This is a genomic window from Trinickia mobilis (genome assembly GCF_017315705.1).
GTDB lineage: Bacteria > Pseudomonadota > Gammaproteobacteria > Burkholderiales > Burkholderiaceae > Trinickia_A > Trinickia_A mobilis.
The window spans coordinates 203558-223252 of the sequence record NZ_JAFLRF010000003.1 but is presented as its reverse complement, the minus strand read 5'-3'; the positions used below and the strand labels follow the sequence as shown (position 1 = coordinate 223252).

The 19695-nt window shown below is 64.7% G+C and carries 15 protein-coding genes and 1 pseudogene; 3 read left to right on the top strand and 13 right to left on the bottom strand.

Going from position 1 to position 19695, the window contains the following annotated elements; translation table 11 throughout:
* The first annotated feature begins 203 nt into the window (after nt 1–203).
* On the top strand, nt 204–2723 hold the full coding sequence (locus J3489_RS05995) for an FUSC family protein (protein ID WP_206996793.1): 2520 nt from the start codon (nt 204–206) through the stop codon (nt 2721–2723).
* An 88-nt stretch (nt 2724–2811) separates the two neighbouring features.
* Here J3489_RS05995 and J3489_RS05990 read toward each other — a convergent pair whose 3' ends face one another.
* Together J3489_RS05990 and J3489_RS05985 are read right to left on the bottom strand one after the other, a co-directional pair.
* Nucleotides 2812–3021 (bottom strand): hypothetical protein, encoded by a 210-nt coding sequence (locus tag J3489_RS05990; protein WP_206996792.1) that lies wholly within the window; start codon nt 3019–3021, stop codon nt 2812–2814.
* A gap of 158 nt (nt 3022–3179) precedes the next feature.
* Complete coding sequence (locus J3489_RS05985) at nt 3180–3662, bottom strand: Lrp/AsnC family transcriptional regulator (RefSeq protein WP_206996791.1); 483 nt, start codon at nt 3660–3662, stop codon at nt 3180–3182.
* Nucleotides 3663–3787: 125 nt separating this feature from the next.
* On the opposite strand from J3489_RS05985, the gene J3489_RS05980 reads away from it, so the two are divergent.
* On the top strand, nt 3788–4477 hold the full coding sequence (locus J3489_RS05980) for a cysteine dioxygenase family protein (RefSeq protein WP_242539805.1): 690 nt from the start codon (nt 3788–3790) through the stop codon (nt 4475–4477).
* Nucleotides 4478–4511: 34 nt separating this feature from the next.
* Here J3489_RS05980 and J3489_RS05975 read toward each other — a convergent pair whose 3' ends face one another.
* The 11 genes and pseudogenes from J3489_RS05975 to J3489_RS05930 form a co-directional block, all read right to left on the bottom strand.
* Complete coding sequence (locus J3489_RS05975) at nt 4512–7175, bottom strand: mechanosensitive ion channel family protein (RefSeq protein WP_206996790.1); 2664 nt, start codon at nt 7173–7175, stop codon at nt 4512–4514.
* 160 nt (nt 7176–7335) lie between these two features.
* Nucleotides 7336–7440 (bottom strand): annotated as a pseudogene (locus J3489_RS38750) (NAD(P)-dependent oxidoreductase); the annotation flags it as partial.
* Between the two features lie 36 nt (nt 7441–7476).
* On the bottom strand, nt 7477–7968 hold the full coding sequence (locus J3489_RS05970; protein ID WP_206996789.1) for a BCAL1086 family glycoprotein: 492 nt from the start codon (nt 7966–7968) through the stop codon (nt 7477–7479).
* A gap of 68 nt (nt 7969–8036) precedes the next feature.
* On the bottom strand, nt 8037–9686 hold the full coding sequence (locus tag J3489_RS05965; protein WP_206996788.1) for an ATP-binding response regulator: 1650 nt from the start codon (nt 9684–9686) through the stop codon (nt 8037–8039).
* Nucleotides 9683–10141, bottom strand: coding sequence for a response regulator (locus J3489_RS05960; protein ID WP_206996787.1), 459 nt, complete (start codon nt 10139–10141; stop codon nt 9683–9685). The genes J3489_RS05965 and J3489_RS05960 overlap by 4 nt, the downstream gene beginning before the upstream one ends.
* Nucleotides 10142–10149: 8 nt before the next feature.
* The gene (locus J3489_RS05955; protein ID WP_206996786.1) at nt 10150–11748 is read right to left on the bottom strand and encodes a sensor histidine kinase; all 1599 of its coding nucleotides are present in this window, start codon (nt 11746–11748) and stop codon (nt 10150–10152) included.
* 231 nt (nt 11749–11979) lie between these two features.
* Entirely contained in the window at nt 11980–12741 is a 762-nt protein-coding gene (locus J3489_RS05950; protein ID WP_206996785.1) for an ABC transporter permease, read from the bottom strand.
* Between the two features lie 2 nt (nt 12742–12743).
* Nucleotides 12744–13673, bottom strand: a complete 930-nt coding sequence (locus J3489_RS05945; protein ID WP_206996784.1) for an ABC transporter ATP-binding protein — start codon at nt 13671–13673, stop codon at nt 12744–12746.
* 160 nt (nt 13674–13833) lie between these two features.
* Nucleotides 13834–15984 (bottom strand): DUF2339 domain-containing protein, encoded by a 2151-nt coding sequence (locus J3489_RS05940; protein WP_242539831.1) that lies wholly within the window; start codon nt 15982–15984, stop codon nt 13834–13836.
* 327 nt (nt 15985–16311) lie between these two features.
* Nucleotides 16312–16791, bottom strand: a complete 480-nt coding sequence (locus tag J3489_RS05935; protein WP_206996782.1) for a hypothetical protein — start codon at nt 16789–16791, stop codon at nt 16312–16314.
* A gap of 18 nt (nt 16792–16809) precedes the next feature.
* Nucleotides 16810–17715: an H-NS family nucleoid-associated regulatory protein gene (locus J3489_RS05930; protein WP_206996781.1), complete on the bottom strand. Its 906-nt coding sequence runs from the start codon at nt 17713–17715 to the stop codon at nt 16810–16812.
* Nucleotides 17716–18058: 343 nt separating this feature from the next.
* Here J3489_RS05930 and J3489_RS05925 point away from each other — a divergent pair, with 343 nt between their 5' ends.
* Entirely contained in the window at nt 18059–18934 is an 876-nt protein-coding gene (locus tag J3489_RS05925; RefSeq protein WP_206996780.1) for an SDR family oxidoreductase, read from the top strand.
* Nucleotides 18935–19695: the final 761 nt, after the last annotated feature.

Sequence of the window (19695 nt, the reverse complement as noted above, 5' to 3'; positions counted from 1 at the left end):
CAGCGTGAAGGACGCCTTGGCGCAGCCGCGCACGCCGATCGAAAGCGCCAGCATAGCAAAGGGCGCAGGCCTGAAACACTCGGCCTTTCGGCCTGGTCTTTGCCACGGCAAAATACGTTAGACTCGTCGCCAGTCCCGGATATGGCCCCCCGCAGGCCCGCTCCTTTGCTCTACCGCCCCCGTTGTCTGCCAGCCCCAAATCGATGCGCTATTCGGTCGAAATCAAAAAATTCTTATATAGCCAGTACTTCTTCGGCGGGCTGCGCATCGCCATTGGCGTCTCGCTGCCGCCCGTCCTGTGCCTGCTCGTCTTCAAGAATCAGGAGCTCGGCTTCACGATCGCCACCGGCGCGCTCGGCGCGTGTGTCGTCGATATGCCGGGCCCGCTCAAGTACAAGCACAACGAAATGCTCGCGTGCAGCGTGATCGGCTTTCTGTCCGCCCTCGCCACCGGCCTCGCCACCTTCAACGTGCTCGCGTTGTGGGCCGCCGTCGTGCCGTTGACGTTCGTGCTGTCGCTCATCGTCGTGTACGGCAACCGCTGGCCGCAGATCAGCTTCGCGACGCTGTTCATGATGGTCGTGACGCTGGAAGACAAATTCACGCCGATGCAGGCGCTCGTCAACGCGTTGTGGATTCTCGCGGGCGGCCTCTGGTACACGTACTGGGCGACGCTCGTGTCGCGCTGGCAGGCCTACCGGATCGAAAAGCAGGCGCTCGCGGAAGGTGTCTTTGCGTGCGCGAACTATCTGCTCGCGCGCGCGGATTTCTACGATCTCGAATCCGATCTCGACGAGTGCTACCGCAACCTCGTCGCCAAGCAGATCGCCGTCGTCGAAATGCAGGACGCCGCGCGCGACATCGTGCTGCGCAACCTGCCGAAGCTCAGAAGCGGCAAGCTCGACCCGCGCCGCACGATTCTCTTCAATCTGTTCATCAATTCGGTCGACCTGCACGATCTCTTCGTCGGCGCGCACACCGACTACCCGCTCGTGCGCAACACGTTCGGCGGCTCGGACCTGATGATTTTCTATCGCGACCTGATCCGCAAGGCAGCGCGCGACCTCGAAGAGATCGGGCTCGCCGTGCTGCAAAACCAGCCGCCGCATACGCGCATCAGCGTGAAGGCCGAGCTGCGCGCGATCGAATACGAGCTCGAGCTGATGCGCAAGCACGACATGCCGAACAAGAATCCGGAAGCCTATGCCGCAGTGGTCGCATCGTTCCGGCGCATGTGGAGCGCCACGCGCCTGATCGACAAGATCAAGAAGAGCCTCTCCAGCGAAGACGCTCCCACGCACACCGAGATGCGTATCGACCAGACGCTCTCGCGCTTCATCTCGAGCCGCCGCGTGCCGCTCCGGCAGATCTTCTCGAATCTGACGATGGCCTCGCCGAGCTTCAGGCACGCGCTGCGCGTGACTATCGCCGTGGCGGTCGGCTTCTGGCTCGGACGCCTCCTGCCGCTCACGAACGCGTACTGGATCGTGATGACGAGCGTCATCATCTTGAAGCCCGGCTACTCGCTCACCAAGCAGCGCAACGCGCAGCGTATCGTCGGCACGGCGATCGGCTGCGCAGCGACTATCGCGCTGATGCTGCTCGTCAAAAACCCGGCGATCCTGCTCGTCGTCATGTTCGCGTCGATGGTGATGAGCTATAGCCTCTTGCTCTTCAACTACGCGGCGAGCGTCGTGTTCACGTCGTCGTATGTCCTGTTGCTGTTCCATCTGCTCGCGCCGGGCAGCATGCGCATCATCGGCGAACGCGCGATCGATACCTTCGTCGGCTGCATGATCGCGATCGCCGCAAGCCGCCTGTTCCCGTATTGGGAGTACCGGCTGATGGGCAAGCTCGTCGAGAACATGATCTCGGCCACGCGCCAGTATCTCGAGGCGAGCTGGTGGATGGGAGGCAAGCCGGTCGCCGCTGCGGCGCCGGCGGGAGCGGCCGCAGCGGGCACCGTCGCGACGGGACATGGAACCCGGGCTCACTCGGTCGAAACGGCAGCAAGCGCGCTTGCGCTGCCGGCTCACGGCACCCTTGCGGCCGCCGCCGCGGCGAGCGCGTCGCCATCGGACGCGCTCGCGCCGGACGTACAGGCAACCTCGCGATCGTCCGCGTCCGCGTCCGCGGCCGCTGCCGCTCATGCCGCGCCGGCAACGCCGGCTTCGGCTGCCGCGGCATCGGCTGCCGCACCCAAGTCAACGCCGACTCCGCCTGCCACCGCGGCGCACGAACGCGATTTCCGCTACCGCCTCTCGCGCAAGCACATGCACGTCGCGTTTGCCAATCTTGGGCAGGCGTTCCAGCGCATGATGCTGGAACCGAAAGCGCACCAGCACTTCGTTGCCGAACTCAACGACCTGCTCGTGCAAAGCCACGTGCTCGCCTCGCAAATCACCGCGGCCGCCCCGCTCCTGCGCAACGCCATGCAGCACGAAGGCAGCGGGTTTCAGGCCCTGCAGCGCGCGCTGTCGGCCGTTCGCGAGAATCTGTCGCAGGCGCTCGCCGGCGAGCCGCCGCCCGCCGATCAGGCGGACATCACGAAGCAGCTCATGCGCGAACTGGATTTGATGGCCGTGGAAGCCGAGAAGTCCGACGTTTTTTCGCCGGAATTCACGCAGGAAGTGAAGCTGCTCGCGCACCAGTGCAAGCAGATGCTGGCGGCGTCGTTTCTGATCCGCAAGGATGCGGGGGTGATCCGACTGCCGCAGGAGTGAAAGCCGGCGCTAAAAGGCGGGCGGCGCCGGGGCCGGTCGCGCCGCCTCCCGGCCTCGAGGGGTTCTATCCGCGCGGGACGCCCCCGACTTACTGCGACGCCCGGCCAGCCGAAGCCGCTGTCGCCGTGCTGGCGGCCACTGCCGCCGGCGTGTCGCTGGCCGGCGCGTTCTCGCGGTCGTACTCGCGCTTCCCCGAAATAGCGTTATAAAGCAGCGTCGCGATCACAAGCAGCACGACGACCACAATGAAAATGCCGATGCGAAAGGTGGAATTCTTGCTGCTGCGCGGATCGCTCATGGTGCGGACTTTGCGTTTGCTTAAAACATGACGAAGCGGGCATTCTACGCGCATGCGGCTTGCTAAAGCCTTGCAGCGATCTGCAAGATATCGCCCTCCTCGCACTGGGCGTCGAGACAAACCCGGCGATTTTCAACGGCCGGCCAAGGCCGCGAAAATCAACGCCCGTGATCCATCACCGGCCCCCGCACCGGCAGCGCCGTCGAATATTTGATCTGCTCCATCGCAAAACTGGAGCTCACGTCAAAGAGCGGCACGGCGCGAATCAGGAGCTTGTAGACGCGGTCGTAGTCGTCGATATCCGACACCACGACGCGCAGCAGATAGTCCGTCTCGCCGCTCATCCGGTACACCTCGACCACTTCCGGAATGTCCTGCACGGCCTGCGTGAAATTCTGCGCCCATTCCTCGGTGTGCTGGTTCGTCCGCACGGCGACGAACACCGTCGTTCCAACCCCGAGCTTGCGCGCATCGCACAGCGCCACCTGCGCCCGGATCACTCCCGCCTCCTTGAGCCGCTGCACGCGCTTCCAGCAAGGCGTCTGGGACAGGTTGACTCGCTGCGCCAACTCCGCGACCGGCATCGTCGCGTCTTCCTGAAGCAATTCGAGAAGCTTCCTATCGATCAGGTCCATTCCCATTTGCGCGGCTCCCTAGAAAAATTTTCTACTTTTTAGTTTATGCGGGGAATTATATGAAAACTCTTTCTCCGTGCAAACCGGTATAAATATCGCATCGAACAACACCAATTCTTGATGGAGTCCCCATGAACCCCGATGCCGAATTCAGCCCGCTCGTCCGCGCTTCGAGCGCCTCCGGCAAGGATGCCGCCATGCTGAACGCGCCCGTCGCATGGGCAACATCGTGTCCTTTGGAAGAAGCTGTCGAGCCCCGTTTCGCGGCACCGGCGAACCCCGCGCTCGCGCGCTTGTGCGGCGCGCTCGACGCCGCGTTCCGCGCCGCCGCGCATGCGGCCGAGCCGTCGCACAGCGCCGAATTCGCGCGCCGCGTGCGCGCGGCGCTGTCGCTTGCCGCGGCGGACGAAACCCTGCTCACGCCGGCGCAACGCGAAGGCGCCGCCGACCGCTATCGCCGCCATCTGCTTGCCGCCGATCGGCACGGGCGCTATGCGCTCGCCGCCCTCGTCTGGCAGCCCGGACAGGCCAGCCCCGTGCACGCCCACCACACGTGGTGCGGCTACGCGGTGGTCGACGGCACGCTCACGGAAACGGTCTACGACTGGAACGAGGCGGCCGGCTGCGCAACCGAAGCGCGCACGCACCCGCGCGAGACCGGCGCCGTGTCGTACACGCGCGCCGGGACGACGGGCATCCACAAGCTCGGCAACTGCAGCGCGGCGCCTGCCGTGTCGCTGCATCTCTACGGCGTGCCGGGCACGCAGATCGCGACGCACGTCAACGATCTCGTGCGCGTCGAAGCCAGTGCGCTGCGCTAAGCGCTGGCCTGAAATAAGCGCTCGCGAGGTAGCGTCACGCCTTGCCGGCTGTGCCCGTGGCGGAGATCTGCGGCATCACTGGTGCAGTCTGATCGGTGGCGGGCGGCGCCGGGCGCGGCTCATGCGACACGTCGTGCGATGCCGCCATGCCGTGCGGCCCCGCGGCGGTCTTCGCTGCCGCTGACGCCGCGGACGCCGCGGACGAACCCGCCGGCGGCACCGTCCGATGCGGCGCCCTCTCCCTTGCCTCATGCACGGGCGGCGCTGCGCGCTCCGCTATATGTACCTCCATCTGCGGCACCGGAATATCGATGCCCGCCTGATCCATCTTGCGCTTCACGCGCAGGTTGAATGCACGTGCGACGCTCCACTGCTGCAACGGCCGCGTCTTGATCTGCCCTTTGACGATCATCCAGTTCTGCTCGAAGCGGTCGAGTCCCCACACTTCGACGGGCCCGAGCATTTCGCGGCGGTAGCGGCTATCCGCCATCAGATCGGACCCGACTTCGCGAATCAGGCGCGTGACGTAATCGACGTCCGCCGAAAACGGCACGCGCACCTCGAACACCGCGTACGCGAAATCGCGCGACAGGTTCTTCACCATCTTGATCTGCGAAAACGGGATCGCGTGGATCGCGCCCTGTCCGTCGCGCAGGCGCACCGTGCGGATCGTCAAGTGCTCGACGGTGCCCGCGTGGCCGCCGTCGAGATCGATCCAGTCGCCGACCGAGATCGTGTCTTCGATGATGATGAAAAGCCCGGTGATCAGATCGGAGACGAGCGACTGGGCGCCGAAGCCGACCGCAAGGCCGATCACGCCGGCGCCTGCGAGCAGCGGCGTCACGTTGATGCCGAGGTTCGCGGCGGTGACGATCGCGGCGATCGTGAGGATCGTCACGAGCACCGCGTTGCGCACGAGCGGCAGCATCGTGCGCGCGCGCGTGCCCGGCGCGCGCGACTTGCTGCGCGGCCCGCTCGGATTCAGCGCTTCGAGTATTGCCGTATCGATCGCGATCCACACGAGCCATGCGATGAACACCGTCATCAGGATCGCCGTCACCGCGTGCGCGATGCCGCGCGCGGTGACGCTGTCCTCGACCATCTGTGCGAGCGAAAAGCCCCACAGCCGCGAGGCGAACTCGAAGAACGCGAGCCAGATGAAGAGCGTGATCAGCGTGCCGATAAAGCGCAATAGACGCGTCACGTACGCCGAGCGCCGCCGGCGGACGCGCACTTCGTCTGCGCGCGTGAGGCGCATCACGACCGCGCAGAGGAAAAAGGCCAGCACGAGCAAAAGCGCCGTGACGACCGAAATCTGCAGCACGTTTTCGGAACTGTCCATGCCTGCAAGCGTCGCGACGACCGACGCACCCGCGAGCAGCAGCATCGGCCATTGCCAGAGCGACGCGAGCACCTCGAGCGCTTCGGTCGCAGCCTTGCGGCGCACACGCTTTTCGTAGCTGCGGTTGCGGATCAAGTGCGCGACCGGACGGCGGAACGCGAGCGCGAAGTAGCCGGTCAGCACGGCGGCCGCCATGTTTGCGACCGTCGAGATCAACGACGAAAGATTGTTGCCGATCTGGCCCGCCACCTGATAGTTCACGGCGGCGTCGCCGAGCGCGCCGCAAATGCCGATCACGAACAACAGGCGCCGCGCGTGGTGCAGCAGCACGTGCACGGCGACGCGCCGGTGTCCCGAGCCGAAGAGCGAGAACATGATGAGGCAGATCGCCGAGAACACCGCGCCTGCGACGATCGCATAGGCGATCACCATCGCGAGCGTGCGGCCGAGCGAATCGGCAAGCGAATGGGAAATCGACAGGACGACGACGAACGCGAGCACCCAGGGGCTCACGCGGCGCAGCGCAAAGATGATCAGTTGGCTCGTCGACGGATTCGGCTGCAGCCCGGCATCGATTCCGTAACGCGCATGCAGCCGGCGCTGCAGATAGACCAGCGCGCCGGCGCAGACGCCCCAGGCGCCGAGCATCGCGGACAAGTCCATCAGCACGCGGCCCGGCGAGTTGGCGCCCTGCCCGGTCGCAATCGCGTACAGATCGAGGGCGGCTGCGCTCAGGCGGCTCGCCCAGTAGCGCAGCGGCGTATCGCCATGGCGCACCTGCGTCTCGACTGAGGCGATCCCCGACGCGATCGCGCCCAGGAGTCCCGGGGTCTGCTGCGCGGCCTGCGCACCTGACGCCGCGGCCGGCGCGAGATTGCGCGTCGCATCGCGCAGCTTCTTTAGTTGCGCGACGAGCGCGGTGCGCTGACGGTCGTTGTCGAGCGTGGAGATGACGTTATCGAGCGAGCGGGCGATCTCGGCCTGGCTCGCGGGCGACGGCGCCGACGCGGCCTCGGCTGCAGACGCCGCGGAAGCCGGCGACGGTGCCGACGCCGGATTCGAAACCGCGTTGATGAAGCTCTGCAGCGACGGCGCGGCGACCACCGTCGCGGCCTGGGCGGGCGGCGCGGCAGCGGTGCCGGCGAGCAAAGCGGCAGCGGCAAACCACGCGCACGGTGCGGCGCGCCGCGTCGCGCGTCCGACGGCATCGCGCGACGAAACATTCAGTGCCAGGAACAACCGGCAGAAAAACGAGGGCAGGACCCACGCAATGAAGAGAGTAGCGGTACGAACGACCGGCGGCGCGGCGCGATACGCCCCGCCGCCGGCATTGCGCCGCTCACGGCTTGGTTTCATGGCATTCGGTCGCAGTTCGGGACAGCGCAGTGTAGCCGCGCTGCCCTATCGAAGCCGTAACCGAATGTTAGCCAGGCACTGCGCACCGCGCGCCGAGCCTTGCGGCGCGCAGCTCCAGGCTCGCTCCCTTATTAGGTCCTGTTCACGCTGATAAAGGGCCCTAGTACGCGACGGTCGCGATCTGGCGCACGAAACGGGCTTGTTCGATTTGGTCGACGAACGCCATCGCATAATCCTCAGCAGAAATCGCGCTGTTGCCGCTCGCTAATAATTACATTAATTCGAGTTGGCAAGTTCGGATTCAGTCGCCGCCGGGTTTCGCAGCACCGCGCGCGGCCGCCGCCCCCGTCGCGCCGCCGGACGCGGTGCTCTGGCTCGCCCAGTCTTGCAGCTTGCGGCCTGCGGTTTCGAGGCCATAGCCCGCCGCGGAGGCAGCCTGCCCGAGCACGGCGTCGGCCGCGCTCGCCGCGCCTTGCAGATGAGCCTGCGTCGTAGCAGACACGCCGCTCGCGCTCAGCTTGATCGACGGCGCCGACGCCGCCGCATCGACTTGCGCCTGCGCGGTCTGCCGCGCCGCCTCGACCTGCTGGCCGACGAAGCTCGCGGCCTGATCGAGGGTCTTGGCGGCTTGCTGCGCCGCCTGAACGGCCGCGTCGCCGAGTTTCGCAGCGTGCTCCTGCGCCGACTGCTGCGCCGCTTGCTGTGCCGCTTCATCATGCTTTTGACACGCAGCAAGCGCGCTCAGCACAAGCGCCGCCAACGCGGCGCGCGACAACCCGTTGAGATGTTTCATGGTGTCACTCGCATTCATCCCCCGTACCGAGGGCCTTGTTTTCCAGCAGGCTTCGCCTGCACCCGGCGCTAATCGCTCAACGCACTCGTGCGCCCCGCGAGCGACGCGACCACGACGACCAATTCCAAAGGGTCCACCGGCTTCGCGATATGCGTCTGAAAACCCGCAAGCAGCGCGCGCCGCCGGTCTTCGCTGCGGGCGAACGCGCTCAGCGCGGCGGCGGGCGTCGTCCGGCTTTGCCCGCTCCGCTCGCTCGCCGCAAGCTCCAGCGCGCGCAGCTTGCGGATGAATTCGTAGCCGTCCTCGCCCGGCATGCCGATGTCGCTCACCACCACGTCGGGCAGCGTCGCTTCGTAAGCGGCGAGCGCATCGGCGGCATTGTCGAGCGCCGTGGTCGTCGCGCCGCGCTCCTGCAGCAAGCGCTCGACGAGCTCGCGCGCATCCGGCTCGTCCTCGATGATCAGCACGTGCAGCCCGGCAAGCGCGGGCGGCGTCTCCAGGGGCTGCGCACGCGAGCCCGCGGCACGCACCGGCTCGATATTCGCAGTCGGCAAGCGGACGACGAACGTCGCGCCGCGTCCTTCGCCGTCGCTCATCGCCTCGATGCGGCCGCCGTGCATCTCGACCAGTTGTTTCGCGATCGACAAGCCCAGCCCGAGGCCGCTGTGCTGGCGTGTCGTGCCCGTGTCCTCCTGGCGAAAGCGCTCGAACACGTGCGCGAGAAACTCGGGCTTGATGCCCTGCCCGGTATCGCTGACCGTCAATTCCACTTCGCCTTCGACGCCGCGCAACAGCACCTCCACCGTGCCGCGCTTGCCCGTGAACTTGATCGCGTTGCTCATCAGGTTCCAGACGACTTGCTGCAAGCGCGCCGGGTCGCCCTGCACCGGCCCCGCAGCTTCCAGGATCGGTGTGACGCGGATCTCCTTCGCGTCGGCCGCGGGCTGCACCGAGCGGATCACGTACTCGACGATGTCTTCGAGATCGAGCCGTTCGAGATCGAGCCGCAGCTTGCCCGCCATGATGCGCGACACATCGAGCAGATCGTCGACCATCTGCGCCTGCGCGCGCGCATTGCGCTCGATCACTTCGAGGCCCTTCTTGACGCGCTCGGGCTCGGTCGCGTCGCGCATCAGGATCTGCGTCCAGCCGACGATCGCATTGAGCGGCGTGCGCAACTCGTGCGAAAGCGTCGCCACGAACTCGTCCTTCACGCGCGACGCGCGTTCCGCTTCGGTGCGCGCCGCGCGTTCGGAGGCGAGCAGCCGCTCGCGCTCTTCGGCGAGCGTGCGAAAGTGCGCCTCGCGTTCGGAGAGGCGCTGCGCTTCGGCGAGTTCGCGCTGCACGCGCGTCTCGCGCAGCACGCGCTCGATCGCTTCGGGCAGATAGTCGAGGTAGCCGTCGCTCTTCGGCACGATGTCGGCGACGCCCGAGCGCAGCGCCTCGATCACGCGCGCCTCGTCGGCGAAGCCGGTGCAGAGGATCGCCGGCAGCACGATGCCTGCCGCACGCAGCGCGCGCAGGAAGTCGAGGCCGGTCTCGGCCGTGCCGAGCGTGTAGTCGACGACGATCACCTCGGGCAATTGCGACGCCATCGCCGCGCGCGCGTCGCGTGCGCCCGCCGCCGTCGACACGCGGTAGCCGACGCGCGTGAGCGCGCGCGTCGCGAGCCGCAGGAGGCCCTCGTCGTCGTCGACGAAGAGCACGTGGGCAGTCATCGGCCGCCCGTCGGCAGCTTGACCACTTGCAGGAAGAAGCCGAGCCGGCGCACCGCCTCGATGAACGCCTCGCTCTCGACGGGCTTCGTCACGTAGACGTTGCAGCCGAGCTCGTAGCAGCGTTCGATCTCGCGCGGGTCGTCGGTCGTCGTCAGCATGATGACCGGCAGGGACGCCGTGCGCGGATCCGTCTTCAAGCGCCGCAGCACTTCGAGTCCGTCGATGCGCGGCATCTTCAGATCGAGCAGGATCACGGGCGCCGTCGGCGAGTCGTGCTCGAAGCGTGCATCGGGGCCGAAGAAATAGTCGATCGCCTCCTGACCGTCGGCGAGCCGGATAAAGCCGTTGGTCAGCCCCGCGCGGCGCAGGTTGCGCTGAATCAGCGTCGCGTGGCCGTCGTCGTCTTCGATCAGGATGATGCTGACCGATTGGCCGGCAGTCTCAAGCTGTGTCATGTCCATCCTCATGCGGCGACCGGTGCGGTCGCCTCGGGTAGCGATACGTAAAACGTGGTTCCGGCGCCTTCGGTCGATTCGGCCCAGACGCGGCCGCCATGGCGCTCGACCATGCGCCGCACGAGCGCAAGGCCGATCCCCTCGCCCGTCGCGACGTTGCCGTGCAGGCGCTGAAAAGCATTGAAAAGGCGCGGCAATGCGCCTGCCGGAATACCGAGGCCGTTGTCCTTCACATAGAAGATGCGCAGCGAGCGCACGCCCGGCGGCGCCGGAATCGTGCCGATTTCGATGCGCCCCGGCCGCTCGGGGCTCAGGTAGTTGACCGCATTGCCGATCAGGTTGGCGAAGACCTGCTCGAGCGCGGTCGGGTCGCCCCAGACCGCGGGCAGCTCGTGCACGACGATCTGCGCGCCGGCGCCGCGAATCGACGCCTGCATCGCCTCGACGACGTGCTGCACGAGCACGCCGGCATAGACCTCCTGGCGGCGGTACTCGACGCGGCCGACGCGCGAAAGCCGCAACAGCGAATCGATGATGTGCGCCGCGCGCAGCACGGCGCTTTGCAAGAAGCGCAGCGCTTCGCCGATGTCTTCGTCGATCAGGCGCTCGACATGCGCGCGTTCCGCTTCGCCTAGCGCCGAACTGCGCACGGCCTGGCGCAAGTCGTCGCAAGCATGCGTGAGTTCCTTCGAAAACCCCTGCAGGTTCACGAGCGGCGCGCGCAGATCGTGCGACACGCTGTAGATGAACATCTCGTTTTCCTGCGTCTGCTGGTGCAGCGTCTCGTTGATGTGCGCGAGCTCGTCGGCGCGGCGCGCCAGGTCGCTCTGAAAGCGCGCCTGCAGACGCTCCGATTCGAGCAAGCGCCGGCTCGTAACGCGCAGCATCTCGTCGAGCTGCGTGATTTCGTCGTTGCCCGCGGGCACGGGGCTAAGCGGCTCGTTGTCGGCGAGCCGCCGCGCGTTGTCCGACAGCAGCGCGAGCCGCCCGCGCACGCCGCGCGTGAACATGAAGACGGCACACGCCGTGACCAACAGCGAGCCGACCACCGCCGCGACCGTCAGCAACTGCTGCTGCGCGCGCGCCGTCTCGGCAACCTCCGAGCGCTGCGCGTCGACGCGCAGCTCGGCTGTCTGGAACGCGGCAACCTGGCTGCGGAAGCGATCGACGACGTCGGTCGTCGCCTGGTCGCGAAAGCGTTCGAGCACGTCGGCGCGGCGCCCGGTGGCGAGCAGATCCTGCGCGCGGTCCGACCACTGGCGGTATTCCTGCACGGTCTGGCGGATCTGACCCGCCCGCTCGACTTGCAGCGGGTTATCGGCGACGAGTTCGACGAGGTGGTCGATATCGCGGTCGAGGTCGAGCCAGAGCGAGATCGGCGTCGAATAATTGCGGTCGCCTTCGATGACGGCGCCCCGCACGCGCACGGACTCGACGAGCACCGGCTCGAGGATCGCGCTCGTGCGGCTCAGCACGTCCTTGCTGTGCAGCGCCCACGCCTCGGCCTGCTCGGCCTCTGCCTGCGCCTTGACGAGCCCGGCCAGAAGCGCCAATTCGAACACCGTCGGAATCGCGATCAGCAGCAGCCCTTTCGTCGTCAGTCTCATTCGCGCTGTGAATAGTCGGATGCCGGCCCGCGGGTCGCGGGCGACGGAACATTATGTGAGCGTTTCGTGTGAATGACAAAGGATGCACGCAGGAAAAGGCGCGCGGCGCGAACGAATCGACGCAGGACGCGCCGCGGACGCGACGCGCTGAAATGAAAATGTAAGAAGCGCCGCCATGCTTCGGGACGGCGCTTCGAAAATGGGCGCGCTTCGAAGGGCGCGGCGCCCCGGTCAGTTCTTCAGCCGGTATCCGGTCTTGAAGATCCACGCGACGATCGCCATGAAGACCGCGAGGAACAGAACCGTCATGCCGAGGCTCACGCCGACGTGCACGTCGGCGTTGCCGTAGAAGCTCCAACGGAAGCCGCTGATCAGATAGACGACCGGGTTGCAGAGCGCGACCGTCTGCCAGAACGGCGGCAGGATATGGATCGAATAGAAGCTGCCGCCGAGGAACGTGAGCGGCGTGACGATCAAGAGCGGAATGACCTGCAGCTTCTCGAAGCCGTCGGCCCAGATGCCGATGATGAAGCCGAACAGGCTGAACGTGAGCGCCGTCAGCACCAGAAAGAGCAGCATCCAGGCCGGGTGCTCGATCCTGAGCGGCACGAACAGCGCCGCGGTCGCCATGATGATGAGCCCGAGCACGATCGACTTGGTCGCCGCCGCGCCGACGAACGCGAGCACCAGTTCGAGGTACGACACGGGCGCCGACAGCAGCTCGAAGATCGTCCCCGTGAACTTCGGAAAGTAGATGCCGAACGACGCGTTCGAAATGCTCTGCGTGAGGAGCGAGAGCATCACGAGGCCGGGCACGATGAAGGCGCCGTAGCTGATGCCGTCGATCTCGCGGATGCGCGAACCGATCGCGGCGCCGAACACGATGAAATAGAGCGACGTCGAAATGACGGGCGAGATGATGCTTTGCATCAGCGTGCGCCAGGTGCGCGCCATTTCGAACAGGTAGATCGCGCGGATTGCGTAAATATTCATAGTTAAGAAGCTTCTCGCACGAGGCCCACGAAAATGTCTTCGAGCGAGCTTTGGCTCGTCTGCAGATCCTTGAATCGAATTTGCGCGTCGTCGAGATCCTTCAAGAGCCCGATGATGCCCGCGCGCTCGCCGTGCGTGTCGTCGTAGGTGTAGGTCAATTCGCTGCCGTCCTTCGACAGATCGAGCCGGTACGCGGCCAGCTCGGCCGGCACGCTCGCGAGCGCGCGCTCGAGCTGCAGCGTGAGCTGCTTCTTGCCGAGCTTCTTCAAGAGCTGCGCCTTTTCCTCGACCAGGATGATCTCGCCCTTGCTGATCACGCCGATGCGGTCGGCCATCTCCTCGGCCTCTTCGATGTAGTGCGTCGTGAGGATGATCGTCGCGCCGTTTTCCTTCAGCGAGCGCACGAGCTGCCACATGTCGCGGCGCAGCTCGACGTCCACGCCCGCGGTCGGCTCGTCGAGAAACAGGATGTCAGGCTCGTGCGCGAGCGCCTTCGCGATCAGCACGCGCCGCTTCATGCCGCCCGAAAGCGTGATGATCTTGCTGTCCTTCTTGTCCCACAGCGACAGCGCCTTCAGCACTTTCTCGATGTGCGCGGGATTGGCCGGCTTGCCGAACAGGCCGCGGCTGAACGAGACCGTCGCCCAGACCGATTCGAACGCGTTGGTCGTGAGCTCCTGCGGCACGAGGCCGATCATCGAGCGCGCCGCCCGGTAGTCGCGGACGATGTCGTGGCCGGCGACGACGACGCGCCCTTCGGTAGCGTTGACGATGCCGCAGACCGTGCCGATCAGCGTGGTCTTGCCGGCGCCGTTCGGCCCGAGGAGCGCAAAGATTTCGCCGCGATGAATTTCCAGGTTCACGCGTTTGAGCGCTCGAAAGCCCGACGCGTAAGTTTTGGAAAGGTTGGAAATGGAGAGGATCGGTTGCATGGACGCGACGATAGCAGAAGCCGGCAAAAATCGCCGGAACTGGGCTTGCGAAAAGCGCACGCAGAATGTGAATGAAACCGGCCCGCCGGGCTTTCTGCGCCAATGTGCAAAAAAGTGTCAGACTGACCGGTGCGGCAATGCAGCATGCCGGCAGGAGGCCTCACTTTCCATTCGCTCCGGCCTCGCCGCCACGCCTCGCCGGCGCCGGAGCCAAGTAGCCGGCCAACACCAATAGCAAACCGCTGCCGATAAAGGAGAGTACGCGCCAGATAGGGCTCGCAGCACTCATATCCAGCAGAATCAGCTTGACCACGACCAGTGCGCTAATCGTGGCTCCGACAACCCAGAGGGCTCGGTCGCTCGCCCGCGAGCCGACCACGAGCGCAGCCAGCGCAGTGACTGCCCACGCCAGCGTGATAGCCGCACGCAGGTCGACGAGTGCCAGAAGATAGGCAAGCATCAACGCGATGCCGCCGGCAATGGCCGCCCCGACAAACGGCCGCGCGGCGGCACGCGCGACCAGCACGAGAGCGCATGTCATCCACAACGCTTGCAACGCGGTCCAGCCGGGATACGCCTGGAATATCACTGAACGGACCCATTGAATGGCAAATGCCAAGGGAAGAACGAACCGGGTGACGATGTTGCGGACCCGCCAAAGCGCCGGCGCGTCCGGAATCCACGGCTGCAACGGGGACGCGTTGAGGGCCGCAGCGATCGCGAGTACGACCCAGCCGGCCAGCGCGGACTGATTGGTGAACGAGTCCGCCATGGGCACATGCTGATGCGCCAGCGCGCCCAGAATCACGGGCACCATGACGACAAAGACAAGACGGCTATGTGCACCCAGCTCAGTCGCATAGACGTGCACCAGGACACCAGCCAGCGCACATGTTGCAATGACGCCAGCCGCCTGCACGATCTCTGCCGTGACGCCAACGGTGGGAACGAGCAAGGACAAAATCATCACCGCCGCAGTGGCCGCCGAGTGGCACACAAGTGCGCTGAAATTGCCGGCGCGCCGATACCCCCAGCCAAGCCCGGTCGCCAAGGCAAGCGTGCCCGGCAACGTATACGCGAACATGGACCCGCCCGGCTCATCGCGAAACAGGGCATAGCCGGAGACCAACGAGAGCACAGCCGACAGCATGTGGATGACCCATGCATCCGCTGCATTCCGACGCATCACCGCAACGTAACCCATGACCAAAGCGAGGGCGGTCGCCGCCCATGCGGCCGGTGCGTGGAGCGGCGAGAGACCGATGCTCAGGGCCGCCGCGCCTGGCACGGCGCTCAGCAATCGCAGGCGACCCGGCAGGCTCAGATAGGCACACACTGCCACCGCACCGGCTAGACATGCAGTCAGTGCTGAACTGAGACCTGGAGCCAGAATGGCCGCCATGGCGGACAGAATCGCCAATGCGATGTGGACGGCATAAAACCCTGGGGCGTCTGTCCAAGGCACGAAGTACAGTCCAAAGTGAATCACGGCCGCGAGCGACGCTGCGACCGTCAAACCTGCCTTGCCCCCTAGCCAGTATTCCAGGCCGAGTACGACTGGCGTCAGCAGGCCGGTCATCGTCTGCAAGCTGAAGGTGTCCGTCCGCGTCGATTCCCCCCAGTTCACGTACAGCAACGGATGGCACGCGAAGAGCGCGAAATACGCAGCGAGAAACGCGTGCTGCATCCAGAGCGGCAGCGCCTGTGTGTGGCCCGTGTAGACCCCGAATCCGAGCAGCAACGACCAGATGAAGGCCTGGAGACTCATTTCTATCCAGCGCTGCCGCAGGCCGACATACAGGCTGGCGCCGTTGACGAGCAGGCCGTAGGCGAGGACGACATCGAGATGAACCGTGCCTCGGACCGTTAGAACCGGTGCCAAGTAAGCGCCCGCGAAGCCGAGGAAAGCGAGCGGCTTGGCGGCCTGCCGAAGACTCAGTGCGACCACTACCGCAGAAAACATCGCGAAGATGGCGAACGCCGGCCACGCCCCGATGAGCTCGTAGAAGGCCATCGCGGCATAAGTGGTCAAATAAAGCACGCCCACGCCGCCGCCCTGCAATACGTGAGCGTAGTCGGCCTTGCGATTCGACAGTCGCAGCCCGGCCGTCAACAGGCCGCCGCCCAGCGATGCAGCGAGTGCGAGCCGCAGCGCCGGTGGAAACAGCCCGTGCAACGCCAGCATGGGGAAGAGGAACGAACAGCCGAGCAATACGAGCGCCACGCCCACGGCCGCAAACGAGTTTTGCTTGAGCACCGTCCACAACTTGCCGGCAATGGGCGGCAAAGCGAAGGGCTCCAATGTCTGCATTGGCGACAGCGCAGGCTCGGGCCGTGCAGCGTTGGCCCGAGCTTCGCCGTTCTTTGCAACGGATTGAATCTCCGGCGTATGGGTGGCGCCTAGTGGGCTCGCTGCCAAGGGCTCAGCGTTTCCACTTGCCTTTGCAGGCAGCGCGACGTCTGCGCCAAGTGTCTCCGTGGCCGATGGGGTTCGCGACGCCTCTAGCTTCGCGACGCGAGCTTGCAGCTGTGCTAGCAGGCCGGACAGACGACGAAACTCCGACCGGAGGCTCAGCGCGTAGCTGCCGACACCAAGAAGCAAGAGAAATAGCACAAGTGTGAACATGCCAAAGACCCCTTACCCACACAGCGAATAAGCCTCCCTGCTCGCGATATCGCCAGTCCCGTATATGCCCGCAACCGTGCAGTCTGCTGCCACGCATTCGAACGTGCTGTACTGAAACGTCAGCACGAAGTGCCGCCTATCATTCGAAGAAGCGCGGCCCCAGGAATCTGCGACCAGCGAGGAGTTCACAATTTCATGAGCGCAATATCCGCGCAACCCTCGCGAGGCCAAGGGGTGACCGTAGAGGTCCTCAGCGTTGGGCGGGCCGAACTGATGAAAATCTGCCTCCGAAAACACCACGACACAGAACGGGTCGTCACCCTCATCAAAGGGGCCGAAACGCTCGAAGTCAGCCTCGGCGATTCGATACGCGACGACCACCCGTCTCTCATTCGCGACCACAAACGGCTCGGGAACGTCACCGGTCGGACTGGGAACAGAGTCCAGCAGAACAACTGTGTCCTGCTGACTAGAACCGATGGAACTGCTCATCAACTTCTCTTGGTTCCTTTATGCGGTCGCTGGAGCCGCCAGACCTTCCGGCGCTGCGACTACATCCGTTCTCGCGACCACGTCATTGGCAACAACAGCCTTCGTCGCCGGTGCCTTCTTGGCCGCAGCCTTCTTTAGAGTCGGTACGGCTCTCTTGCCGGCGGCTTTCTTGGCTGCCGCGCTTTTGGGCGCGGCAGCCTTCGCACTGACCGCCTTCTTGGCGACAGCTTTCTTCACCGCCGGAGCCGTGGTCGCCTTCACCGTTTTGGCGGAGGCCCTCTTCGCAATTGGAGTGGCCTTTTTGGCCGCTTGCTTCGTCTTGCTCGCAACACCTGCGTCGGCCGCGTCGGCCGCATCAATCAAGAACCTGGTCCTGTCCTTTGCTGCAGCGAGCCACGCTGGTGCGCGACCACGTCCGCTCCATGTCGCGCCCGTCTTCGGGTCGATATATTTCGCCGGCTGCGGTCCTTTGCGCTGGCCCTTGTGAGCCGCCGCGCCGGCTGCCGCCGATGTCTTCTTGACCGCAGTCTTTGCCTTGTTCACCGTACCTGCGGTCACCGCCACAGTTGCTCCAGAGCCGCCTGCAATCAGGAACCTGCTACGGTCTTTGGCGCCGGCAATCCAGGCGGGTGCGCGGCCGCGGCCAGTCCACGTTGCTCCGGTCTTCGGATGCAGGTACTTCGGCGCGACCTTACCCGTGCCGTCAGAGGCCGCTTTCGTCTTTCCAGCAGCGACGCCGGCGGACATGCCCTTCGCCGCCCGCTTTGCCTTCGCTTTGGCTTCTATATCTTCCGTGGTCAAACCATGTTTAAGCATCAGCGCTCGGATTTGGTCGACCGCCGCCTTAGCCTTCTTTGAAATCAGAGCATCGGCTTGGGCTTGCAGTTGTTTCAACTTTGCCTGAATCTGTTCTAGTGTTGCCATATGGACTCCCTGTGTGGTTGATGAATATCCGCACTATGCCATATGCACTGCGCCACGCGCGTAAATCTTCAGTGTGAAAGCCGGCTCATCACAATGACGACCATACTAAATAGAATGCCTGTCGACGCAGGGGTACACCACAGCATTTTCATTGTTCACGACGTTTAAAATGTGCGATGTCTAAGGTTCGGCTGAAGGCGAACGCTTAAAAACAACGGCCCAATCGATAAACGTCGATAGCGCCGACTTTTCTCTTCGAGAGATTCCGGATATCAGCAGATCGACCCGACCCGCCTCGTTTGCCGCAAAAGCGTATGCTGATGCGCGTTACTAGGAGACGACCATGAGCCTAACCGGCAAGACGATATTCATGTCTGGCGGCAGTCGCGGTATCGGACTTGCCATTGCTTTAAGAGCGGCACGCGACGGCGCGAACGTCGTGATTGCAGCGAAGACGGCCGACCCGGACCCGCGGCTTGAAGGTACGATCCATACGGCGGCCGCTGCCGTGGAAGCGGCTGGCGGCAAGGCACTTCCGCTTGTGGTCGACATTCGCGACGAGGAACGCGTAAAGGATGCCGTGGCCAAAACCGTAGAGGTGTTCGGCGGTCTCGACATACTCGTGAACAATGCCAGCGCCATTCGATTGACCGGAACGCTGGATACGCCCGTCAAGCGATACGACCTGATGCACGGGGTCAACGGCAGAGGCACGTTTGTCTGCGCACAGGCCTGCCTGCCTCACCTTCTCAATTCGCCGAATCCACACATCCTTACGCTGTCGCCACCGCTGGTCACGGACCCGAAGTGGTTCAAGGATTTTCCCGCATACACCATCGCTAAATATACGATGAGCCTGTTCACATTGGCGCTGGCTGGCGAATTCAAGGACCGTGGCGTCGCTGTGAATTCGCTGTGGCCAAGAACCGCGATCGCCACGGCTGCCGTGAAAAACGAAATTGGCGGCGCGGCCATGATTGCCGCGTGTCGCAAGCCAGAGATAGTCGCCGACGCGGCTCACTATATCTTGACGCGCCCATCCAAAGCGTGTTCGGGAAATTTCTTTCTAGACGACGAAGTGCTGTTGGCGGCGGGGGTCCGTGACTTCTCTCAATACGACGTCCAGCCGGGCGCGGCGTTGCAGGCCGATTTCTTCGTCGAGGCGTTGCCGGGCATGCTACGCGCGGACGACATGGCGAAAGTCAAGCCGAGTCCGTGACGTGCGCAGTTCCGCGCGCGCTACCGCTCCTGCGTCAGCCACGACCGGTCGAATGCCTCCGGATATTCGGTCAGCACGTCGTTCTAACAACCGCAGCGGACAATGAAGCGCGGCACCTGAAACTTCGCCATGCGCTCTTCACGCCATGACACACAACAGACGGAGACACCAGAACGCTTGAATCGCGTCGCGACGCTCGGGTACGCCATTGGTACCGGGAGCAGGACTGTTCGCTCCGGGAATTCGTCTCTGCACTTCAGGCCCGGCCAGATAACCGCAGTCTGCGGCTCGCCACTGAAACAAGCGACCACGTTCCGATGTATGACTGCCGCGAGCTTGGCGCTGCCCTCGAAGATGCATCGCGGCGCGCGGACCTGCAGTCCGAATGGGGGGGGCCGCTTTCCAATATTGCGAAATGACACGGTGCGAGCGGCGGGCCGAATGCAATTCGTTGAACAACACCGCAAGTCGGCTTCGATTCGCCGAATCACATCACTTCCCCTGACGCTACACTTGCCTCTATCGAACGACGCTGTCGAGCCCACTCATGGCCCGCCGCATCTTGCCCTATGGGTGTCGTTCCTGGATTTGCTGGAGCGGAACATGAAGACTACGTGTGACAGGTCGCTTCGCTGTCAGGTCGAAAAATGGCTCGCACCCGCTCCCGCAGCACCCGTTCACGTGACCGAATTCGGCCGGACGCGTTGGGGCGGAACACGTTATGTCTGCGTCGAGACATCATCACACGGCGGCATGCGCGT